General features: G+C 54.4%; 15 protein-coding genes and 1 riboswitch. Of the genes, 5 read left to right on the forward strand and 10 right to left on the reverse strand.

Annotated features, from left to right (window positions below; genetic code table 11):
* Window positions 1–24 precede the first annotated feature (24 nt).
* The 3 genes from ORG26_RS07220 to ORG26_RS07230 all read right to left on the reverse strand — a co-directional run bounded on the left by ORG26_RS07220 (window position 25) and on the right by ORG26_RS07230 (window position 2,044).
* Complete coding sequence (locus tag ORG26_RS07220) at window positions 25–804, reverse strand: sensor histidine kinase (protein WP_266368033.1); 780 nt, start codon at window positions 802–804, stop codon at window positions 25–27.
* 67 nt (window positions 805–871) lie between these two features.
* Window positions 872–1,504 carry a hypothetical protein gene (locus tag ORG26_RS07225; RefSeq protein WP_266368035.1) on the reverse strand — a complete coding sequence of 211 codons (633 nt, stop codon included), beginning with the start codon at window positions 1,502–1,504 and terminating at the stop codon, window positions 872–874.
* Window positions 1,505–1,513: 9 nt separating this feature from the next.
* Window positions 1,514–2,044 carry a hypothetical protein gene (locus ORG26_RS07230; RefSeq protein ID WP_266368037.1) on the reverse strand — a complete coding sequence of 177 codons (531 nt, stop codon included), beginning with the start codon at window positions 2,042–2,044 and terminating at the stop codon, window positions 1,514–1,516.
* 287 nt (window positions 2,045–2,331) lie between these two features.
* On the opposite strand from ORG26_RS07230, the gene ORG26_RS07235 reads away from it, so the two are divergent.
* The 3 genes from ORG26_RS07235 to ORG26_RS07245 all read left to right on the forward strand — a co-directional run bounded on the left by ORG26_RS07235 (window position 2,332) and on the right by ORG26_RS07245 (window position 5,932).
* The gene (locus ORG26_RS07235) at window positions 2,332–3,063 is read left to right on the forward strand and encodes an iron-containing redox enzyme family protein (protein WP_266368039.1); all 732 of its coding nucleotides are present in this window, start codon (window positions 2,332–2,334) and stop codon (window positions 3,061–3,063) included.
* A gap of 87 nt (window positions 3,064–3,150) precedes the next feature.
* Window positions 3,151–3,888: a hypothetical protein gene (locus ORG26_RS07240; protein WP_266368041.1), complete on the forward strand. Its 738-nt coding sequence runs from the start codon at window positions 3,151–3,153 to the stop codon at window positions 3,886–3,888.
* 46 nt (window positions 3,889–3,934) lie between these two features.
* A complete protein-coding gene (locus ORG26_RS07245; protein WP_266368043.1) occupies window positions 3,935–5,932 on the forward strand; it encodes a Calx-beta domain-containing protein in 1,998 nt (665 codons plus the stop codon).
* A 64-nt stretch (window positions 5,933–5,996) separates the two neighbouring features.
* Here the strand turns inward: ORG26_RS07245 and metH are convergent, their stop codons facing one another.
* Both metH and ORG26_RS07255 read right to left on the reverse strand, forming a co-directional pair.
* Window positions 5,997–9,773, reverse strand: a complete 3,777-nt coding sequence (metH, locus tag ORG26_RS07250) for a methionine synthase (RefSeq protein ID WP_266368044.1) — start codon at window positions 9,771–9,773, stop codon at window positions 5,997–5,999.
* A gap of 104 nt (window positions 9,774–9,877) precedes the next feature.
* A riboswitch (SAM riboswitch) is annotated at window positions 9,878–10,048 on the reverse strand.
* A gap of 696 nt (window positions 10,049–10,744) precedes the next feature.
* Window positions 10,745–11,887: an SGNH/GDSL hydrolase family protein gene (locus tag ORG26_RS07255; RefSeq protein ID WP_266368046.1), complete on the reverse strand. Its 1,143-nt coding sequence runs from the start codon at window positions 11,885–11,887 to the stop codon at window positions 10,745–10,747.
* A gap of 205 nt (window positions 11,888–12,092) precedes the next feature.
* Between ORG26_RS07255 and ORG26_RS07260 the strand changes: the two genes are divergently transcribed.
* Both ORG26_RS07260 and ORG26_RS07265 read left to right on the forward strand, forming a co-directional pair.
* Window positions 12,093–12,980: a Ppx/GppA phosphatase family protein gene (locus tag ORG26_RS07260; RefSeq protein WP_266368048.1), complete on the forward strand. Its 888-nt coding sequence runs from the start codon at window positions 12,093–12,095 to the stop codon at window positions 12,978–12,980.
* A 151-nt stretch (window positions 12,981–13,131) separates the two neighbouring features.
* Complete coding sequence (locus ORG26_RS07265) at window positions 13,132–14,064, forward strand: GNAT family N-acetyltransferase (protein WP_266368049.1); 933 nt, start codon at window positions 13,132–13,134, stop codon at window positions 14,062–14,064.
* Between the two features lie 76 nt (window positions 14,065–14,140).
* On the opposite strand, the gene ORG26_RS07270 is transcribed toward ORG26_RS07265, so the two are convergent.
* The 5 genes from ORG26_RS07270 to wecB form a co-directional block, all read right to left on the reverse strand.
* A complete protein-coding gene (locus tag ORG26_RS07270) occupies window positions 14,141–15,637 on the reverse strand; it encodes a polysaccharide biosynthesis C-terminal domain-containing protein (protein ID WP_266368051.1) in 1,497 nt (498 codons plus the stop codon).
* Window positions 15,638–16,531, reverse strand: a complete 894-nt coding sequence (locus tag ORG26_RS07275) for a class I SAM-dependent methyltransferase (RefSeq protein WP_266368052.1) — start codon at window positions 16,529–16,531, stop codon at window positions 15,638–15,640.
* Between the two features lie 171 nt (window positions 16,532–16,702).
* On the reverse strand, window positions 16,703–17,815 hold the full coding sequence (locus ORG26_RS07280) for a glycosyltransferase (RefSeq protein ID WP_266368054.1): 1,113 nt from the start codon (window positions 17,813–17,815) through the stop codon (window positions 16,703–16,705).
* Window positions 17,812–18,528 carry a class I SAM-dependent methyltransferase gene (locus tag ORG26_RS07285; RefSeq protein ID WP_266368056.1) on the reverse strand — a complete coding sequence of 239 codons (717 nt, stop codon included), beginning with the start codon at window positions 18,526–18,528 and terminating at the stop codon, window positions 17,812–17,814. Before ORG26_RS07285 ends, ORG26_RS07280 begins: the two co-directional genes overlap by 4 nt.
* 49 nt (window positions 18,529–18,577) lie before the next feature.
* On the reverse strand, window positions 18,578–19,690 hold the full coding sequence (wecB, locus tag ORG26_RS07290) for a non-hydrolyzing UDP-N-acetylglucosamine 2-epimerase (protein WP_266368057.1): 1,113 nt from the start codon (window positions 19,688–19,690) through the stop codon (window positions 18,578–18,580).
* Window positions 19,691–19,714 lie beyond the last annotated feature (24 nt).

Below are 19,714 nucleotides of genomic sequence, written 5' to 3' on the forward strand. Positions count from 1 at the left end.
ATGCAATGTCACCGGTGTGTTTATTTAGGTATTTTTCGTAAGCGGTAGGGAGGCCGGGGAAGAGCGGGGGATCTGGATGGTAACGCGGGTTCCCTGGTCGGGTATGCTGGTGAGGGTGCAATTTCCGCCGAGGAGCCGCGCTCGGCGGTTGAGGTTATGCAGCCCGGACCCGGCGCGGTCGATGGTGCGGTTGAGCGCTTCGTCGATGGAGAATCCCCGGCCATTGTCGGCGATGGTGAGGGAGAAGGTATCGGGGAGGTAATTCAGCCCGATGGTCAGCTGCTGGCCCAGGGCATGCTTGATCGCGTTGTTGAGCGATTCCTGCGCCATGCGGAACAGGACCGTTTCGGTCTCAGGCCCGAGCCCATACGGCGTTCCGGCAACGTCGAGGCGGGTTTCGTAGCGGCCGGCCCGCTGGATGCGTTCCAGTTCCAGGCGGAGGCTTTCTTCAAGGCCAAAGCGGTGGATGGTGCTGGAGTCGAGTGTTTTGGAGAGGTTGCGGATATCCTGCATGGTGGTTTCGGCCACCTCCAGGGCTCGTTTGAGCATCGGCTGCTGGGGCATTCCGGCAAGGTCCTCGTCGAGCCGGTTGAGCAGGAGCAGCGTCAGGGACATCATCTGCCCGATATGGTCGTGTAGTTCCTCGCCGAGGTGGTTGAGGGTCTGGTTCTGGATTTCGATCTGGGAGTTGAGGATTTCGCGTTCGTAGGCTTCGGTGAGGGCTTGTTTTTCGAGTCGGTATTGGGTCTGGCGGCGCTGGAAGAGGAGGGCGAAGGTGATGATGAAAATAATCAAAAATAACATTACCAGCGTGGTAGAAAATAAAGCATAGACTACCTCCTCCTGGAATCTTGACATTACATTTTCACTCTTATAATTGATATTGTTTTGTAAAAAAAGAAAGACAAAATGTAAAGTACAACATAATATTTGCCCCTATTCTTGTATACTCAAATAATTTATATAAATTTTTATCAACAGCTATTGAATTAAATAAACTAAAATTCAATAGCGTAATAATAGAAAATACCATCAACCCGCCACTTACCCAAAAGAGAGGGTAATTTAAATAACTTTTATTATTCTTAGCAACGAGAAGCTCATAAGTGTACAGCAAAGAATAAGTAACAATAAGGGTGCTTCCGTACGATTTAACAATTGTTGGATACAAACTAGAAATATACTTAAAATCTTTTACCAATTCGAATAAATATACTAAAAAATATATAAATACAGAACCTATGAACAATCTCTTATACCTCACTAGTTCAACGAAGTAAGCGCACGTTATAAATACAATCTGAACAACAGCAAATACCCGGTAAATAATAAGATTATTTTTAATAACTTTCGAAAAAACAAGGGCTAGAACTTCTGAAAACAAGGTAGCAACAAGTAATAGATATAATATTTTGCTTGAGTTGTTAAGCCTGCTGTAGCGGAATCCACCTGAAATAACACCAAAGATTATAACAAAATAGGCCACTCCAAAATACCAAGGCATAATGCATCATTAGATTTCTGACAAATCTTTACAGTTTGGCGGTGGACATGGCTTCATGTCGTTGAGTACATCTTCTCTATCTCCTTCACTTCTTGAGTCATCGAATATGAAATTTCCTTGCGAGTCAACCGCCACTAACATCATATTCAAACTTCTCCTATTTATACCCAAAATAACTGATAAGTAATCTCTATCTCCTAATCTCTCAACAAGCTTTTTTACAAATGAAGCTTCACACACTAAAGGCTCGAACTCTCTTATTAATGGCGACCTAAAGGGGCTGGATCGAAATTGATCAAATTCTATTTTATGCGCTTTGGCGTCTATCCTATCTATAAACCCTCCTGCACTTTCAGCAATCTTAATATTTTGATCTGCCTGAAATTCGCTAAGAATGTTAAATATAATATCTACGTTTGATTTAAAGTTATCACTATAAAACTTTTCACTATTTGCTTTTATAAACCCTTCAACGATCTTTTCCAGACTATTGATAAGAATATCAATCTGAACATCCAATTTATTGTCATGTGTGTTCATGTATTAAGGCGTTCCGTGTTTTATTATTAAAAAATACACAACTAAAGTAAAGTATTTAAAATTATTATGATTATATATAAAACGCAATATTTATCGTTGTAGCATCTTCAGATACGGGAAAATTCCCGTATCTCCACCTGTAATAAACCCGCCTCAAAATAGGTCACTCTCTTCCTTATTCTTTCCGCTTTTCTCCCCTACTCCTCCCCATAACCTCCCTCTACCTTTGTTCCAGCGCTCAGCCATCGGGAGCCGGGCGCGATTGTCCTGACAACCTTCTTATTTACATGGCTGTATTGAAAAAATCAGCGGCTACACCCGCCGCGCTGGCGTTTGTCCAGAAACTCGACCGCAAGATGGAAGCCGTATTGGCGGAAGTAGAACAAAGTGAACTCTACCAGATGATCGCCGATCCCGACACCGACGCGCGATTGGTAGCCCTCATCGTCAAGTACATCCTGCTCGAAGTTTTCTCCTACGGTCCGCACGTTACCGAAGCGACCTTCATGGCCATCAGCCGCCTGCCCAAAAACCGCCCGGACCTGATGAAACCGCTCATCCTCCACGACCTCTCGGAAGTGGACCACGGCGAAATGGCCCTGCGCGACTTTGTCAGGCTCGGCGGCGAAGAGGCCTGGGCCCGCGCCCGCCGCATGACGCCCGAGTCGCTGGCGATGGCCGCCACGTGCCGGATGCTGGCCCAGTTTGAGAATCCGTTTGCGTACCTCGGCTATATGTACCTGTTCGAGGGCCTTACGCCCATCCTGACCGAGCGGGCACAGGTATTTCTGAAAGCCAAAGGTTTCCCGGCGGAAGCCCGGGGATTCATCGACGAACACGCCACCGAAGACATCGGCCACGCGCAACTGATGGCCAATATGGTTGCCCGGATTGTGACGGAATTTCCGGAGGCCGAAGCGGCAATTGAATACGGATTTGACTGCTTTGCCGCGGTCTATCCGCTGCCCATCTGGCGCCGTGCCTTACAGCATGCGTACCAGGAGTTTTACGCAGAATAAACGTATCCACGGGCTTGAGCCCGTGTCGAAACCAAAGCACATACCTAATCCACACACCAATACGGGCTCCCCCCCGTGGGTACGGCTATGAACCTACACCTTGTTCCGCCCCGCTGGGGCCTGCTTCCGGAGGCGCTGGGGAGTCTGCGCGTGCCGGATTATGAAAGCACGATTGACGAGATACAACGGTTCCGGGGGCGCATCTACGTGCAGGACGAAGCCCTTCCCCCAACGGCCCTCGACCTGACAGGACGCCACCGTTCGACGCTGGATTACCGGGCCTGGCACCTCGTCACCCGGAATCCGCAGGGCCTGACGATGGGAGTCATGCGGGTGCCGTTCTATGTCGCCGGGACGCCGGTAGACGAGTTTGGCTTCGCCAAAGTGCTGGAGCGAATGAACCGGACCGAGCAGATTTTTTACAAAACGACCATCCAGCAATTCATCGACGAATCGGCCCAGGCCGGTTACACCGCCGTCGGGGAGCCGGGCGGCTGGGCCGTCGATAAAGCACTTTGCAACCGACAGACAGGGTTGAATCTCGCCCTTGCGACCTTTGCTCTGCACCGGCTGCAAGGCCGGACGGTCGCCGTCGCCACAGCCACGGTGAAGCATCACGCGGCGGATCTGCTGAAGATGCTGGGCGCCTTCAATCCATTCGAGGGAACGGGCCACGCGCGATTTTACGACCCGTTTTTCCGCTGCGAAATGGAATTCCTCTTTGTCTACGCCGAGAAGGTGGCGGAGCGGTTTGAGGGGGTGGTAGTGAAGTTAATGGACCATCTGCACTTCTCTTCTACAGTTATCGACCGCTCTGGATTGTGATCTATGCTTTCTTATTCTGTACTATTCTTAACACTGCTTATCATCCATGAGAACATTTACTGTTTTTTTATATTTTTTCTCACTTTGCCTCCTTGGCAAAGCTCAGCAAGGAACGGTACAGTTTGAATTATCGGAAAAGACTTTAACTGCCCATCCTTTGGAGGACCGGCAACATATAGTTTTTATTACTTTCTCCGGGACCTTGAGCGATAATCCTTTCACAGTTACTGTAACCGATACGCGTAACGGTACAGCTAGGCTGGGACAAGATTATAGTTTTCAGACGCAGCAGTATAAACTCCAAAAGGGCAGTGCCACAAAGCTTCCTGTTTTAATTACAGTTAGCAGAAAGGCTTCCCGCGGTCGCATCTTGCTCGAACTAACCACCTCAAACAAGCGAGTAAAGGTTACCCAACGCCTTATTCAGCTTTCTATAGTGCCACAAAAGACAGGTATTTTGGAAACAGGAGATGAAACAGCACAGCCTTTGGCTAGAATAAAATTTGCCTCAAGAGAAAGTGAAACAATTTTAACCGAGAGCACGACAGAAAAAAGCGTGGCTGTACCGATCAAATTAGAAGGTCAAATTAATCGTCCCGTTACTGTGTCGTTGACAGATTCCCGCGAGGGGAGCGCCTCCTCTACAGATTATACGATTGAACCAACACCTGTAACATTTCACCCCGATGGTCCCAAAGAGCAGACAGTCCACGTAAGCGTTCGGCCAACAGCTGCTAACAAGCACATTGTTCTTCAATTAAAGCCAATGAGCGACCATCAGGCAGTCATTGAGAACGCCTTAATGACGCTTCGAATTATTTCTAAGCAGCCGGGAAGCATTCAATTCAGCAAGCGTGAATTAACTGTTGAAGTCAGCAGCGAAACACAGATTATAGACGTTCCTCTCCTTTTGAATCTTGGCAATAGTAAGTTAACAATTCCAGTCTCTGTTCAGATTCAGGATACGGAAGGGGGTAGTGCGGTGGCGGGTAATGACAAAGACTATACCTTTACATCCAGTGAGGTTACGTTTTCCCCTAATGGCATCCAAGCGGCCCGAATCCCGATAAGTATTCACTCTACTGCTCAAGCAGGACGAACCATATTATTGCGTCTGAATACAAAAAGTCCGATTGATTTGAAGGACAATCTTCTTTCCATTCGAATAATCGAAAAGGAAGTTTCTTTTAACCCCTATCGCGTTTCCTTTGGTTCTAATTTTAATCTGTTGGATGGTGTAGCGCTGCAACGACTTTACGCAGATGCTTATGTATTTCTTCCTAACGCCTTTGGTGTAAAACGTTACAGTAAATATGAGCAAGTAAAGGGTAATGAATATCTCAGAAATACAGTTGCGCGTCCCTGGGGCCTGGAAGCGGGCATGGTTAGCAGTCGATCCTTTCTTGTACCTTCGTTAATGCAGGATAACACTCTTCGCCCCAGTATGCGCACGTTTCCAAAAAATGCAAACGGAGAGCAACTGGTAGAAAGACGAACCCCAATCGATACCCTCAACTATGCTATTGATAACACTGGATTTTATTTTGATGTATTGAGTCGGATAACCGGTAGCGAGTCTAATAAAACCAAAGTTTATGGCCTTTTTCATTCCGAAGTCATCAGACGCGTTGTCAACGGAAATCAGGTTATTGAACGTTACCGGACCACAAATGTCAGCAGCCCTGAAGCAACCATACCCAACTCTACCACAGTTTCACAGGGCAAATATCTCGAACAAACTTTTGATGGCTATTTTGGTTTTGGAATGCTTATTCACCACCTCAGCAAGGATGTTGAATTTAGGACAAAAGGTGCAATTGCTTTTGGTAGTTTAGGGTCTGAGATTCCCCTGATTCAACGTGGTCAGAGTCCTTGGCGCGCTACTTTCTTCGTCAATTTTGCCCTAATTGAAAGAAACACCGGCATAAAATTGGGGGGCGAAGTTCGGGGATATATGAATCCACGCAACGCCCCAAACATTTCTTATATTTACTTAGCTAAAGAGTTCAACTTAAGCAAGTTGTTTGAATTTAAGCTTCCATAAACCTGCGGGGCTCCGCCAATAAGCTTATTGGCGGAGCCCCGCAGGTTTATACGTATTCAGCCCCTCAATACCCCAGCACCGGCGCCAGCCACCGCTCTACGTCCTCGACGGGCATGTCTTTCCGGCGGGCGTAGTCCAGTACCTGGTCCCTCGTGATTTTGCCCACCGCAAAATACCGCGACTGCGGGTGCGAGAAGTAGAAGCCGCTCACCGACGAGGCGGGGTACATCGCAAAACTCTCCGTTAGTTCGATGCCGATCTGCTCGCATTCCAGCAGGCTGAACAGCGTGGCCTTTTCCGTATGGTCCGGACAGGCGGGATAGCCCGGTGCCGGCCGGATGCCTTCGTACTCCTCCTTGATGAGTTGCTCGTTCGTCAGCTTTTCGCCGGACGCGTAAGGCCAGAACTCCTTGCGGACGCGCTCGTGCATCAGTTCGGCAAACGCCTCGGCCAGTCGGTCGGCCAGGGCCTTGACCATGATGCTGCTGTAATCGTCATGGTCCTTCTCGTACCGTTCGAGCAGGGTTTCAATGCCGATGCCTGCCGTCACGGCAAATCCACCGATATAATCCTCCCGGCCACTGTCGAGCGGAGCCACAAAATCGGCGAGGCTGTAGTTGGGGAGGCCCGGTGCCTTCTGGTTCTGCTGGCGCAGAAAATGCAGCACGGTTTTGGTATCGTAAAGCAATTCGCCGGGCGAGGCCGTCACGGGCTGAAGGCCGTGGGCACGACTCAGCTTGTACTCGATGTGCGTGTGCGAGCCGTGGCGCTCGCAGGAAGTCTCGCGGGTAATTGCCTCAAACTCGTGCAGCAGCACGTCGTCGTCCGTCGAGTTGGCCGGGAAGAAACCAACGACTGCTTTGGCTTTCAGAAGCTTGTTGTCGATAATTTCCTGAAGCAGCTTCTGCGCATCGTCAAACAGCTTTTTCGCCTCGTCCCCTACCGTGACATCGTTGAAAATGCTCGGGTACTTGCCGTGCAGTTGCCAGGTCTGGAAGAACGGCGTCCAGTCAATGTATTTCGCAATCTCGGCCAGCGGGTAATCGTGGAAATGGCGGTTGCCGAGGAATGCGGGCTTCACCGGCTCAAACTCCGTCCAGTCGATGGCGGTCCGGTTGGCGCGGGCCTTGTCGATGGACAGCAGCGTTTTGTCGCGCTGCCGCCGGGCGTGCTCCTCGCGCAGACGGGCGTATTCCGTTTTGATTTCCTTAAAAATAACTTCCCGCGTCACCTCGCTTTCACTGACCAGACGGCCCGCCACGGGTACGCTCCGGCTGGCGTCGAGGACGTGAATGACCGGTCCCGAATAATGCGGGTCGATTTTCACGGCGGTATGAATCCGGGAGGTGGTCGCTCCGCCAATCAGCAGCGGCATCGTGAAGCCCTGGCGCTCCATTTCCTTCGCCACGCCGACCATTTCGTCCAGCGAAGGCGTAATCAGGCCGCTCAGGCCGATGATGTCCACGTTTTGCCTGCGGGCTTCGTCCAGAATTTTCTGGGTTGGCACCATCACGCCCAGGTCAATGATTTCGTAGTTGTTACAGCCGAGCACCACGCCGACGATGTTCTTGCCGATGTCGTGCACGTCGCCTTTGACGGTCGCCAGCAGAATTTTTCCGGCCGCCTGCGCATCGCCCGACTTCTCGGCTTCGATGAACGGCGTCAGGTAAGCCACGGCCTTTTTCATCACCCGGGCCGATTTCACGACCTGCGGCAGAAACATTTTTCCGGCTCCAAACAGGTCGCCGACCACGTTCATGCCGTCCATCAGCGGACCTTCGATCACGTGCAGCGGGCGGGCGTACTGGTGCCGGGCCTCTTCGATGTCCTGGTCAATGTAATCGGTAATGCCTTTGATGAGGGCATGTTTTAGCCGTTCCTGCACCGACTCGCCCCGCCAGCTTTCGTCCTGCACGATTTCCTTGCCCTTGGCCTTCACGGTTTCGGCGAACTCGACCAGGCGTTCGGTCGCATCGGAGCGGCGGTTGAGCAGCACGTCTTCGCAGCGTTCCAGCAGTTCTTTCGGAATTTCGTCGTAAACGGCCAGCTGTCCGGCGTTGACGATGCCCATGTCCAGTCCGGCGCGGATGGCGTGGTAGAGGAAAGCCGAGTGCATGGCTTCGCGCACCACCTCATTGCCCCGGAAGGAGAACGAAATATTGGATACCCCGCCCGACACTTTCGCCAGCGGCAGGTTCTGCTTGATCCAGCGCGTCGCCTCGATGAAATCGACGGCGTAGTTGTTATGTTCCTCGATGCCGGTCGCGACAGTCAGAATGTTCGGGTCGAAAATAATGTCCTGGGGCGGGTATTTGACCTTATCGACCAGAATCCGGTAAGCCCGTTCGCAGATTTCGATGCGGCGTTCGTAGCTGTCGGCCTGTCCCTGCTCGTCGAAGGCCATCACGACCACCGCGGCCCCGTAGCGACGCACGAGGTTGGCCCGCTCGATGAACGCGTCCTCGCCTTCTTTCAGCGAAATGGAGTTGACGATGGCCTTGCCCTGCACGCATTTCAGGCCCGCTTCGATCACTTCCCATTTGGAAGAGTCGATCATGACCGGAACCCGGGCGATGTCCGGTTCGGCGGCAATCAGGTTCAGGAAATGAGTCATCGCCTCGACCGAATCGAGCATGCCCTCATCCATGTTGATGTCGATAACCTGCGCGCCGTTTTCCACCTGCTGGCGGGCTACGGACAGCGCCGCGTCGAAATCGCCGGATTTGATAAGCCGGGCAAACGCCTTGGAGCCGGTCACGTTTGTCCGCTCGCCGACGTTCACAAAATTCGTCGTTTCCGTGATTTTCAGCGGTTCCAGTCCGGAGAGCTTCTGATACGGCTCGGCGGGTGGCAACGGGCGGGGCTGGTAGCGGGCCGCCGTCTGGGCAATGGCCCGGATGTGGTCCGGGGTTGAGCCGCAGCAGCCACCCACGATGTTGACAAAACCGTCCTGGATAAAACCTTCGATCTGCGCCGCCATCATGTCCGGCGTTTCGTCGTATTCGCCGAATTCGTTGGGCAGACCCGCGTTCGGATAGGCCGAAACGAAGAAGGGCGCTTCCTTGGCGAGCGTCTGCACGTACGGGCGCATCAGTTCGGCGCCCAGCGCGCAGTTCAGACCCACGCTCAGCAGCGGCAGGTGCGAAACGGAATACAGGAAGGCCTCGGTTGTCTGACCCGAAAGCGTCCGGCCGGAAGCATCGGTAATGGTGCCGGAGACCATGATGGGCAGCGACTCGCGGCCTTTGTCCTGAAAATATTTGTCGATGGCGAAAAGCGCCGCCTTGGCATTCAGCGTATCAAAAATCGTCTCGACCAGCAGCACATCCGAACCGCCTTCGACCAGACCCGCCACCTGTTCGTAGTAAGCCTCAACGAGTTCGTCGAACGTAATGGCCCGAAAACCCGGGTTGTTCACATCCGGCGACAGCGAGGCCGTCCGGTTGGTCGGGCCCATCGCCCCCGCTACGAAGCGGGGTTTGTCGGGGTTCTGCCGGGTAAATTCCTCGGCCACCTCCCGGGCGATGCGCGCCGATTCGTAGTTCAGTTCGTACGCCAGCGACTCCATATGGTAGTCGGCCATCGCAATGGACGTACTGCTGAAGGTATTGGTTTCGATAAGGTCCGAACCCGCCTCCAGATATTGCCGGTGAATTTCCTGAATAATGTCCGGGCGGGTCAGCGACAACAGGTCGTTATTACCTTTGAGGTCGTGTGTCCAGTCGCGGAAGCGGTCGCCCCGGTAATCGGCTTCGGTCAGGTTGTAACGCTGAATCATCGTCCCCATCGCGCCGTCGAGGACGAGAATGCGGTTCCGGAGGAGGTCGGTTATCTTTTTCAAGTGCAAAACAGTTCTAATCCTGTGATACAGGACAAATAATGTGCCCGAAAATTTTCTAAAAAACGGTCGTGGGGCTTATCGTAGAAAGGCGAAAAAGGAGCTTTCTCTTATCTCTCCCCGGTCGGGGTGGAACGTGGCACCGTTTTCTTTTAATGAACAATGAAAAATGAATAATGAAGCAGGTGGCTCATTAGTCATTCATTTTTCATTCTACATTAAAAAAAGGGTTGCCAAGACATCATCGGGTCCAGTCCCTCCGTCTTTCTTGATAAGCATCAGGCAAAAATACAAAAGGAAGTGAGGGAAAACAAGTGGGAAACGAGGGGCGAAAGGCAGGTTGAATTTTGAGTGGTGGAAATCGGAATGATTGATGGGTTGAATGATTGATAGGTTGACGGGCGGGCCGCCGTTGCGGTTAAATTTTGAATGGTTGAATTTTAAATGATGGATGGGCAGAGTCGGCGGCGAATGAATTTTGAATGATGGATGGGCGGGCCGCCGTTGACGGAACGAGGAGAACATGAACGAGGACCGTGACCCAGGGCAAACGTGAAAGGAAACATAAATGAGGGCAACGTGACTTAGGGCAAATGTGAACGAAGGAACTCGTGAACAAAGGGAAACGTGAACGAGGGAAACGTGACCCAAAGCAAACGTAAACGAAGGGAAACGTGAACGAGGCGTAAGAGTAGACCGGGCGTAGCCTTTCCGTCGCGTAGCGACCCAACCGTAACGGGTTGGGTCGCTACGCGACGGATACACGTGTTTGACGTGAAAGGGCTACAAATATTGGGTCGCTACGCGACAAGTGCGCGGGCCGGGATTCGGCTACTACAACCGTCAAATCGCTACGCGACGGATACGAGGGCCGGGAAGACTGGTAGGCTGCAAAGGTTGGGGCGCGTTGCGATTCATGCTAAATCACAGCCGGATTAAGCCTTCCCCTTTTTTCCTTCTGCCCTTTTCTCGCCTCACTCCTTCGCCAGTTGCCCGTCGCCCGCCATCATCTTGTGCAGCGCCAGACCAACGCGCTGGTTGACGACGGGGCTGGCGTGGGCGTCGTTGCGGCCGACGATCCGGTCTTTGGGTTCGATGTCGCCGATGTGTTCGCTAACCTGCAGCACCGGAATCTGCTGCTCCCGGAAAAAGGCTTCGACGGGCCGGGTGTAAGCTTTGGTCAGTTCGAAATTGTGCGAAAACGGAAACAGAACGACGTACATCTTGGCGTTGTGGCGGCGGCTGTAATCCACAAACTGCTTCAGGTCCCGCAGGTGCGTATTCAGAATGGTGGTGTCGGTGTACACCCGTTTGGCGTATTCCTGATAAGGCGCAAAATCGCCGTGCGGGAGCTGGTAATACACGTAATTGAGGAAATAAGAACGGGCAAAAAGCGTCCGGAACGGACCCGGCAGGTCCGAAAAAGGCTGGAAACCCTGCGGCACCACGCCTTTTTCGCTGGCCGCTTTTTCAATATCATTCGGGAAGTATTCCAGAATGAGGATGTCGGGCTTTACGCTGTATTTTTCCAGGCGCTGGTACTCGTCCCGGGTGTCGGAGCCGGACACGCCGAGGTTGTAGACTTCATAATTCGCCCCCAGCTTTTCGGCCAGAATGTTGCCGAACCGCTCCTCGACCCGCTTCAGGCCGTGCCCGGCCGCAAACGAATCCCCGACGAGCAGCACCTTTTGTTTGTTGAGCGAATCGGTATGTTCTTCGTCGCGGTAGCCTTTGGCGTTGACCGGCCACCAGTAGCGTTCGAACCAGACTTTGGAGGCCAGCGTCGTATTGCCTTCGTGGCTCTGGGCCACAAACATAAAAGCAATTTCGAGCACCACGCCCAGTATCAGCAGCAGCACGCCCAGCGTCAGGGCATTTCCGAGCCAGCGGGGCGCCTTTTCGTTCTTGACAATGCCGTAATAATAAATCCGCAGCCCTTCGATCATCCAGAGCAGCAGCAGGCAGCCTTTGGCGAGCCGGATGTACACATTGTCGATGATGCCGCTGTAGGGATACATGAAGGAAATCTTCAGCTGGTCGGGGAAGAATAGAAACGCGGTGAGGACGCCCAGCAGAAGAAGGCGAAACAGACTACTGACTAACTTGGACAGATTCATTGGGCGACAGGTAAAAGTACGAGATGTGGTTCAGGATTACCCGCGAATAATACTCAGGTTTTTCGTTGAAACCAACTGATGGTGAAGCGCCAACCCGCTTTTTATTCACCGAAAGCCCGCTTTAAATACTATTGAGGCGGACCGCCGACATTGGCAAAAAGGTTTATATTTGGCCGTTTGTTTATCACCCCGTCCTGCATCTACCTTGAAATTAGCTGCTATCGACATCGGCTCCAACGCCGCCCGCTTACAGATTTCCACCGTCCTGCACGTGGACGACATCATCAGCTTCAAGAAGGTTGAGTACGTCCGCTTTCCCCTCCGGCTGGGTCACGACGTCTTTACCTTCGGCGAGCTTACGCCCGAGAGCGAAGCCCGCACCACCAAGCTGATGCAGGTCTACAAACTGCTGATGGAACTGCACGAAGTGGAGGATTACATGGCCTGCGCCACCTCCGCCATGCGCGAATGCCGGAACGGACCCCAGGTCGCCGAGCGCATCCGGCAAAGTACGGGCATCGACATTCACATCATCGACGGGCAGAAAGAAGCCGAACTGATCAACAACGTGGTGGTGCAGGCGCTGGACAACCGGCAGTCGCTGCACATCGACGTGGGCGGGGGCAGCACCGAACTGAACCTGTACGTCAACCGCCAGAAAGTCAATTCCAAATCGTTCAAGATCGGCTCGGTCCGGCTGCTGGAAGGCAAGGAAACCAAGGGCGCCTGGGGGAAAATTCAGCAGTGGATCGAGGAAAACATTGACCGTTCGCAGAAAGTGACGGCCGTCGGAACGGGGGGCAACATCAACAAAATCTTCAACCTGGTCCCCAAACTGGGCGACAACTCGACCACGCTGGACGAAATCGAGCGCATGAAAAACTACATCGCCGGATTCAGCTTCGAGGACCGCATCAACAAGCTTCGCCTCAACGCCGACCGCGCCGATGTGATCGTGCCCGCCGCAGAGATTTATATTTCGGTGATGAAATGGGCCGGCGCCGAAAGCATCGTGGTCCCGGACCTGGGCCTCAAAGACGGAATTATCCAGCTCGTGTATTCCCGCCTTTCGAAAAAAGCAAAGAAAAAATAGCCGGACAGACGACCCGCCTGGGTGCGTCTTCCGGCCTTCTTCAGACAGAGAAAAATGGCAGAACAAACAGGTGTTTTGCGTCTTTAAGACGGATGTTCTGCTTTTGCGTCACAATTAATTACCGCGTTAAAAAATTAAGACGCCGCTGGCTTTGAGCTCTTCTTTTCTGCTTTATCAGCCCAATCCGGAAGCCGCACAGATTCCGGATTTTTTCAGCCAGCCGTACTTGTTTGGCCAAGCCAGTCACCTGTTGCAGCAGACAGACCTCCCGCTCCACTATTTCGGGCTGATCGATAGAGCCAGCGGGCTGTCGGTAGCCCGGTGCGGCCTGTTCGAAAAAGAAGGGCTGCTGTTCAGTCCGGGAGCGGCTTCGTTCGGGACCATTGAATTTGCCGACGCGCTTTCCGACCGGGACCTGCACGATTTTCTGGAATTTGTGCTGCAAACGGCCCGGCAGATTCCCGTCCGGCGCATCCGGCTCACCAATCCGCCCGCCTGTTACGGCCCCGCGTTTCTGAAGCGACTGGAGACGATGCTGGAAGACAACGGTTTTCGGGTGCTGGCGCAAACGCCCACCCACCACCTGCCCGTTTCGGACGCGCCGTTTGTGAGTCGGCTCCATTCGTTTGAGCGCCATAAACTTCGAAAAAGCAGGCGGGACGGCTTTCGGAGTGAGATCTGGCAGACGCCGGATGTCGGGCAACTGTTTGCCTTTATCCGGGCGGCGCGGCTTCGTAAAAATTACCGGATGACGATTACCGCCGTTCAGCTAGGCCATCTGCTGAGCCGTTTTCCGGGCGAGACCACGGTGTTTGCCGTCTGGCGGGACGACCGACTGGCGGCGGCTTCCATCGGCATCCGGGTTTCGGACGAGGTGTTGTATCACTTTCAGGGAGCCGACCACGCCGATTTTCTGTCCTACAGCCCCACGGTGCAGTTGGTGGAGTCGCTGTACGAATACTGCCAGCAGCAGCGCATCCCGGTCCTCGACCTGGGAACTTCGGTCAGCGACGGCGTCACGCTTTTCAAAAAACGGCTCGGAGCAGTCGAAGGCAAGAAACGAACCTTTTTAAAAGAGTTATGAAAAGAGTTATGAGTTAAGAGTTATGAATTATGAGTTAAAAGGGGCGAAGCAACTCATAACTCTTAACTCTTAACTCTTAATTTAAAAAGGTCTTCCGGGCTGCTGTGGCCACGTGGTTGATGTCTTCTGATACCCGCAGCGCGAGAATCAGGCCGGCAAACAGGCCGGTCAGCACGGCCGACCGGAACGCGATGCTCAGCAGCGTTTGCAGTTGTCCACCGCGCCACTCGGGCAGCAGGAAGGAAACCGCATACACCAGCGCCAGCGCCAGAATAGCCTTCAGAACGGAGGTAGTAAACGGAACCATGCGGAAGAATCGCCAAACCAGCGCCGATTTGCTGAGGGCATAAAGCAGGGTCGTCAGCGCCGTTGCGATGGCCGCGCCATTGTAGCCGAACAGCGGAATAAAATAGGCGTTGGCCCCGATGGCTACCCCCGCCATCGCAATCACCAGAAAGGTCACGTAGCGGTAGTGTTTCGAGTAGGTAATCATTTCCCCGTTCAGGCCCAGCGCCATATCGAATAGCTTGGACAACGAAATGAGCAGGACCACCCACTTCCCCTGGCTATACAAGTCCGCTTTGGGCAGAATACTGAGGATGCCGTCGATATTGGTCCAGACCAGCAAAAAGGCCAATCCGCCGACGATAAGCTGATTCAGGGATGATTTCTGGTACAGCTCCAGCACGTGCGGGCGGTTATCTTCCCGAATCGAATTCGCCAATAGCGGCGTCGAAATCTGCGTGATGGCCTTGCGGGGGATTTCGATAATTCCGGCGATGTAGGTGGCGATGATGAAAATCGCCGTTTCGGTCAGCCCCTCGCCGTGCGAAAGCATGGTCCGGTCGATGAGCATCACCAGATTGATTCCGACGCCTCCCATCACGATAAAAAGGCCGTAATAGGTCATTTGCCGGAAAAGCCCGCCCTTCAGACGGTTGAAATCGAAGCGCAGGGAGAACCGGCCGAGCTGCGCAATGTACACCAGCAGGACCAGCACGGCCGATCCGTACGACGCGACAATGAGGTAGATGAGCCAGTCGAAATTGTACCAGCCGAAACCAAACAGCAACACCAGCAGCACGTTGGTCAGCTTCAGGTACACTTCCCGGATGAAGGTCGGAATGGCAATCCGGGCGTTGTTGCGGCAGTACGATTCCAGCACGACGATGTAAATCCAGAAAACCGTTAGGGGCACCACCAGCGCGTGGTACTGAATGAGCTGGGGTGACTGCTCGGCGAAATAATTCTGAATCTGCCCTTCAAACAGAAAATAAGCCGCCGTAAAAAGCGCAATGCCGATCAGCGGAAACGACAGCAGAAAGCCCAGAAATCCGTCGTGCCGGTTCTGATCGTTCCGGAAATAGCCAAAGAAACGGTCGCCGATGAAGGGCGTGCCGAGGTGGGCGAAGGCCGCAAAGACCAGACTGTTTTCGAGCAGCAGCCGCGAAATGGCCAGTTGGTCCGCCGACAGTAACTCCGGCGAAACCAGCAATTGATTGACGATGCCAATGCCTACCCCGATGTAGGAACCGAGACTGGCTTTCAGGCTTTGGCGGATGATAATTCCCATTTACTTCCGGTAAATCGCCACCACCGTGGCACCGTCGGTAAAGACGGGCAGGCGTTTGGCTATAAAACGAGTTGTTTTGTACAAGAATGTGGCGCCGGCGCTTTTTCCGAGCGTTTTTTCGAGCCAGAGCCGGTAGGCAATGCTTTTGTGCACCGCCGATGCCGCCTCAACTTCGATGGCCTCCACGGTCAGCTTCATCACGCGGGCGGCGTAGCGCAGGGCTTCGGGATGCCAGAGCAGCATGTGGTGCGGCGGCAGATTGAGGGTGTGGTACGGGTCTTCGCGGAAATAATACGAATCGTTGTTGGGCACCCCAATCGCCAGCAGGCCGCCCGGTTTCAGGCACGCCAGCGCCTGCCGGAAAAATTCGCCTACCTCGTTGACGTGCTCAAAAACCTGAAACGCACAAACGACATCGTACTGTTCGCCCCCTTCGAGCGCGTGCTGCTGGAGGGGTTGGTTGCGGATGGTCACGCCGAGTTTTTCGCCCGCCCGGATGGCTTCGTCGTTCAGTTCCAGCCCGAGGCCGGTGGCTCCTTTTTCGGCCAGCCGTTTCAGAAAATAGCCGTTGCCGCAGCCGATTTCCAGCACCCGGTCGCCCGCTTTCAGCCGTTGAAACACCCGTTCGTGCTCCCATTTCCACGGGTTGTAGTAGCCGCCGTACTTCTGCGACAGTTCGGCGTAGAAGGCCCCGTCGCCCGCCAGCGAAAACGGGTAGTAAAAACGCAGTTTCGTCTGGTTGCATTCGTACACGGGCAGGCCGGTCAGGCCGGTAAAATAGGCGCTCACGTCCATGCCCAGTTCGGTCTGATACCGGCGGAGGACCTCGGCAACATCGAGCGTTTTAACCAGTTGTACGTCGGTGGACGCTGTTAATGGGGAGCGAACGGTCATTTACGTGGGTATTTTGACAAAAGAGAAAAGATGCGAGAGAAAAGACAAGAGACGATAGACAAGGGACGATAGACAAGAGACCCGGGACAAAAGGTCAGGGACTGGAGACTAGGGTATCGTCGTTTGGTATCTGCTTTTAATCTTTTGAGAGCGTCTTCCAACAAAATTAAGTTAAATACGGGCGGACTCTTCCAAAATGTTCCGTAATCCGGCGATGCGCGTCTGCATTTCGTACTCCCGCTCCATTTTCGCCCGACCCTGTTGCCCCAGTTTCTGGGCCAGTGCCGGGTCGCCGAGCAGTTTGACAATGTAGGCCGCCATACCGTCCACGTCGCCTTCTTCCACCAGAAAACCCGTTTCTTCGTGGTCTACGGCCTCCTTGATGCCCGCGTGGCGCGTGCTGACCACGGGCAGGCCCGCCGACGCGGCTTCCAGAACCGTGTTGGGCGTGCCCTCTGAATCGCCGTTCTCGGGGTTCACGACCGAATGCTGCACAAACAGCCGGGCCTTGCGGTGCCAGGCCGCAATTTCGTCGGCCGACAGCACCCCGGCAAACCGGACGGCGTGGCGGAGTTGCAGTTCATCGACCAGCTTCTGGCACGACTCCAGCAGTTCGCCGCTGCCGATCATCACCAGTTGGGCGTCAGGATGCGTTTCCAGCGCCTTGTCGAACGCCCGGATGGTCAGGTGCGGGGCTTTTTTGCCCGCAAACCGCCCGACGGCCAGCACAATTTTGTCGGCCCGCGCCGGTTCTGCGCCCGTAAACCGCTCCGTCTCGACGCCGTAGGGGTTCCGGTGGACCTTCGCCGGGTCGGCTCCGAGCCGCACGAGGCTGTCGGTCATGTCGCCCGATACCGAAACGAGGGCTTTCGCCGCTGCAAACAGTTTTTTGTACGGTTCGGCGTACTCCTCCAGCGTGGGCTTAAACGAGGCATCGAATCCGTGAAAGTGCACCACCAGCGGCACCCCGGCCTGCTGGCAGGCGTCCATGACCGCGCAGCCCGTCAGGCCGTATTCAGCCAGCAGTACATCCGGTTTCTGGGCGTTCAGGTAAGTCGTCAGCGCGCGGGTGTAAAAGGCCGGATAGAGCCTCGGCAGCACCCGTTTGATGCCCACCCGCAACGGCTCGGCCAGCGGCGTTTTGATGATGCTGTCGCCTTCTTTGGTCTTGTACGGCCGCCATCCGCCGGTCAGCGTCAGCGCCGGATCGAGGTATTTCAGGTGGTTGTAAATGAACGTCTCCGAATAGTTGCCCTCATTCGGGTAGGCGATGCAGAGTTTCATAGCTTTTTCCCTACGACCAGATACGTACACGCGTCCTTGTCCCGCGTTTCCTGCGAGGTGGTTTTGTCAAACAGCGCGATCAGCGCCTGCATCAGCAGCGTGAACGGCGGCCAGGCCCATTTCGGAATCTTGAACAGGAACCCGTCCTGAAACAGTTGCAGGCCCATCGCCGAGCGGCCGATGATGCCCCGGAACGCCACAACCTGAAAGCCGTTGCGGGCCACGATTTTCTGCAAACCGGCGGAAGTCCAGCGCCAGTAGTCCGTCGGGTCGGGGTGGTACATCCAGTAACCGTGGGTGGTCAGCAGCAGCGTCCCGCCGGGTTTGAGGATGCGGCAGGCTTCGCGCAGGTAGCCCTCGGGGTCTTCCACGTGTTCGAGCACCTGGGTCGAGAGCACCACGTCCACCTGTTCGTCGGGCATCTGGATGCGGCTGTCGGACCCGATGTGCACGTCGGCATGGGGATTCCAGTCCAGGTCGATGCCCAGGTATTTTACGTTCCCGGAAGAAAAAAGCGAGACGTACGGCTTGGTGCCGCAGCCGAAATCGGCGAGCGTAATGCGGCCCAGCGGGTCCACAAACCCGGTTTTGGCGTACTGCACCAGTTCGCGCAGCTTCCTGAGGTAGTAGCGGCGCGGATTCGACCAGCCGGGTTTGAGGCGGTAATGCTCCTCCGGATTGTCGGGCAGGGCTTCGGCGCGAAGAGTAGTCATAGTTATGAGTTAAGAGTTATGAATTATGAGTTAGGGTGGCAGGGCGAAGCTAACTTTTAACTCTTAACTCATAACTCTTAACTATAATTTCGGCAATTCGCCCGGCGGCCCCTCCGTCCCAGAGCGGGGGGATGGCGCCTTTTTTGGCTTTGCCTTCCAGAATTTCGACCACTTTGTCGTGGACCGTCTGCGGGTCCAGGTCGGCCAGCAGCTGGTTGGTGCCCACATCGACCGTCACGGGGCGCTCGGTGCTGTCGCGGAAGGTCAGGCAGGGCACTTCTAAAAACGTCGTTTCCTCCTGAATACCGCCCGAATCGGTGACGATGATCGCCGCGTGTTCCATCAAGTTCAGGAACTCCAAATAGCCCTGCGGTTCCATCAGGCGCAGGTTGGCCACGGCCTGTAGCCGGTCGAAAAGCCCGAAGCGTTTCAGGTTGGCCTCGGTGCGGGGGTGAATGGGGAACAGCACCGTTTTGTACCGGGCCGTGTCTTCCACGATCTGCACAATGCTCCGCAGGCCCTCTTCCGCATCGACGTTGGCGGGACGGTGCATCGTCATCAGCACGTAGCCCTGAGGCTCCAGACCCAGTTTGCCGACGGTGTCGAGCTCGGCGGCTTTCCGGCGGTAATGTACCAGCGAGTCGATCATAACATTCCCGACAAAATGCACCCGTTCGTCCGGAACGCCTTCGCGTTTCAGGTTGTCGAGTCCGGCCTGCTCCGTCACAAAAAGGTGGCTGGAGATGCTGTCGGTCAGGATGCGGTTGAGTTCTTCCGGCATCCGGCGGTCGCCGCTTCGCAGCCCGGCTTCAACATGGACCACGGGAATGTGCATTTTGACCGCTACCAGGGCGCAGGCAATGGTCGAGGTCACGTCGCCGACGACCAGCACCACATCCGGCTGCTCGGCTTCCATCACCTTCTCGAATTCGAGCATGATGCGCGCGGTCTGCTGCGTGTGGGAGCCGCCTCCGATGCCCAGAAAGTAGTGCGGCTGCGGCAGTTCGAGCTGGTTGAAAAACACGTCGGACATTTTGGCGTCGTAGTGCTGCCCGGTATGCACGATTTTGGACTCAATCTGCGGGTACTGCTGGAAAGCGCGGTGCAGAGGCGCCACCTTCATAAAATTGGGACGGGCACCGACGATGTTGAGAATTTTCATGGTTGTCGTTGTTCCGGTCAGCGG

The sequence above is a fragment of the Tellurirhabdus rosea genome (genome assembly GCF_026278345.1).
Lineage (GTDB): Bacteria > Bacteroidota > Bacteroidia > Cytophagales > Spirosomataceae > Tellurirhabdus > Tellurirhabdus rosea.

Coding starts and splice junctions, on each gene's coding strand:
- ORG26_RS07220 (WP_266368033.1), bottom strand. CDS start 804: ATGTTATTTTTGATTATTTTCATCATCACCTTCGCCCTCCTCTTCCAG.
- ORG26_RS07225 (WP_266368035.1), bottom strand. CDS start 1,504: ATGCCTTGGTATTTTGGAGTGGCCTATTTTGTTATAATCTTTGGTGTT.
- ORG26_RS07230 (WP_266368037.1), bottom strand. CDS start 2,044: ATGAACACACATGACAATAAATTGGATGTTCAGATTGATATTCTTATC.
- ORG26_RS07235 (WP_266368039.1), top strand. CDS start 2,332: ATGGCTGTATTGAAAAAATCAGCGGCTACACCCGCCGCGCTGGCGTTT.
- ORG26_RS07240 (WP_266368041.1), top strand. CDS start 3,151: ATGAACCTACACCTTGTTCCGCCCCGCTGGGGCCTGCTTCCGGAGGCG.
- ORG26_RS07245 (WP_266368043.1), top strand. CDS start 3,935: ATGAGAACATTTACTGTTTTTTTATATTTTTTCTCACTTTGCCTCCTT.
- ORG26_RS07255 (WP_266368046.1), bottom strand. CDS start 11,887: ATGAATCTGTCCAAGTTAGTCAGTAGTCTGTTTCGCCTTCTTCTGCTG.
- ORG26_RS07270 (WP_266368051.1), bottom strand. CDS start 15,637: ATGGGAATTATCATCCGCCAAAGCCTGAAAGCCAGTCTCGGTTCCTAC.
- ORG26_RS07275 (WP_266368052.1), bottom strand. CDS start 16,531: ATGACCGTTCGCTCCCCATTAACAGCGTCCACCGACGTACAACTGGTT.
- ORG26_RS07280 (WP_266368054.1), bottom strand. CDS start 17,815: ATGAAACTCTGCATCGCCTACCCGAATGAGGGCAACTATTCGGAGACG.
- ORG26_RS07285 (WP_266368056.1), bottom strand. CDS start 18,528: ATGACTACTCTTCGCGCCGAAGCCCTGCCCGACAATCCGGAGGAGCAT.
- wecB (WP_266368057.1), bottom strand. CDS start 19,690: ATGAAAATTCTCAACATCGTCGGTGCCCGTCCCAATTTTATGAAGGTG.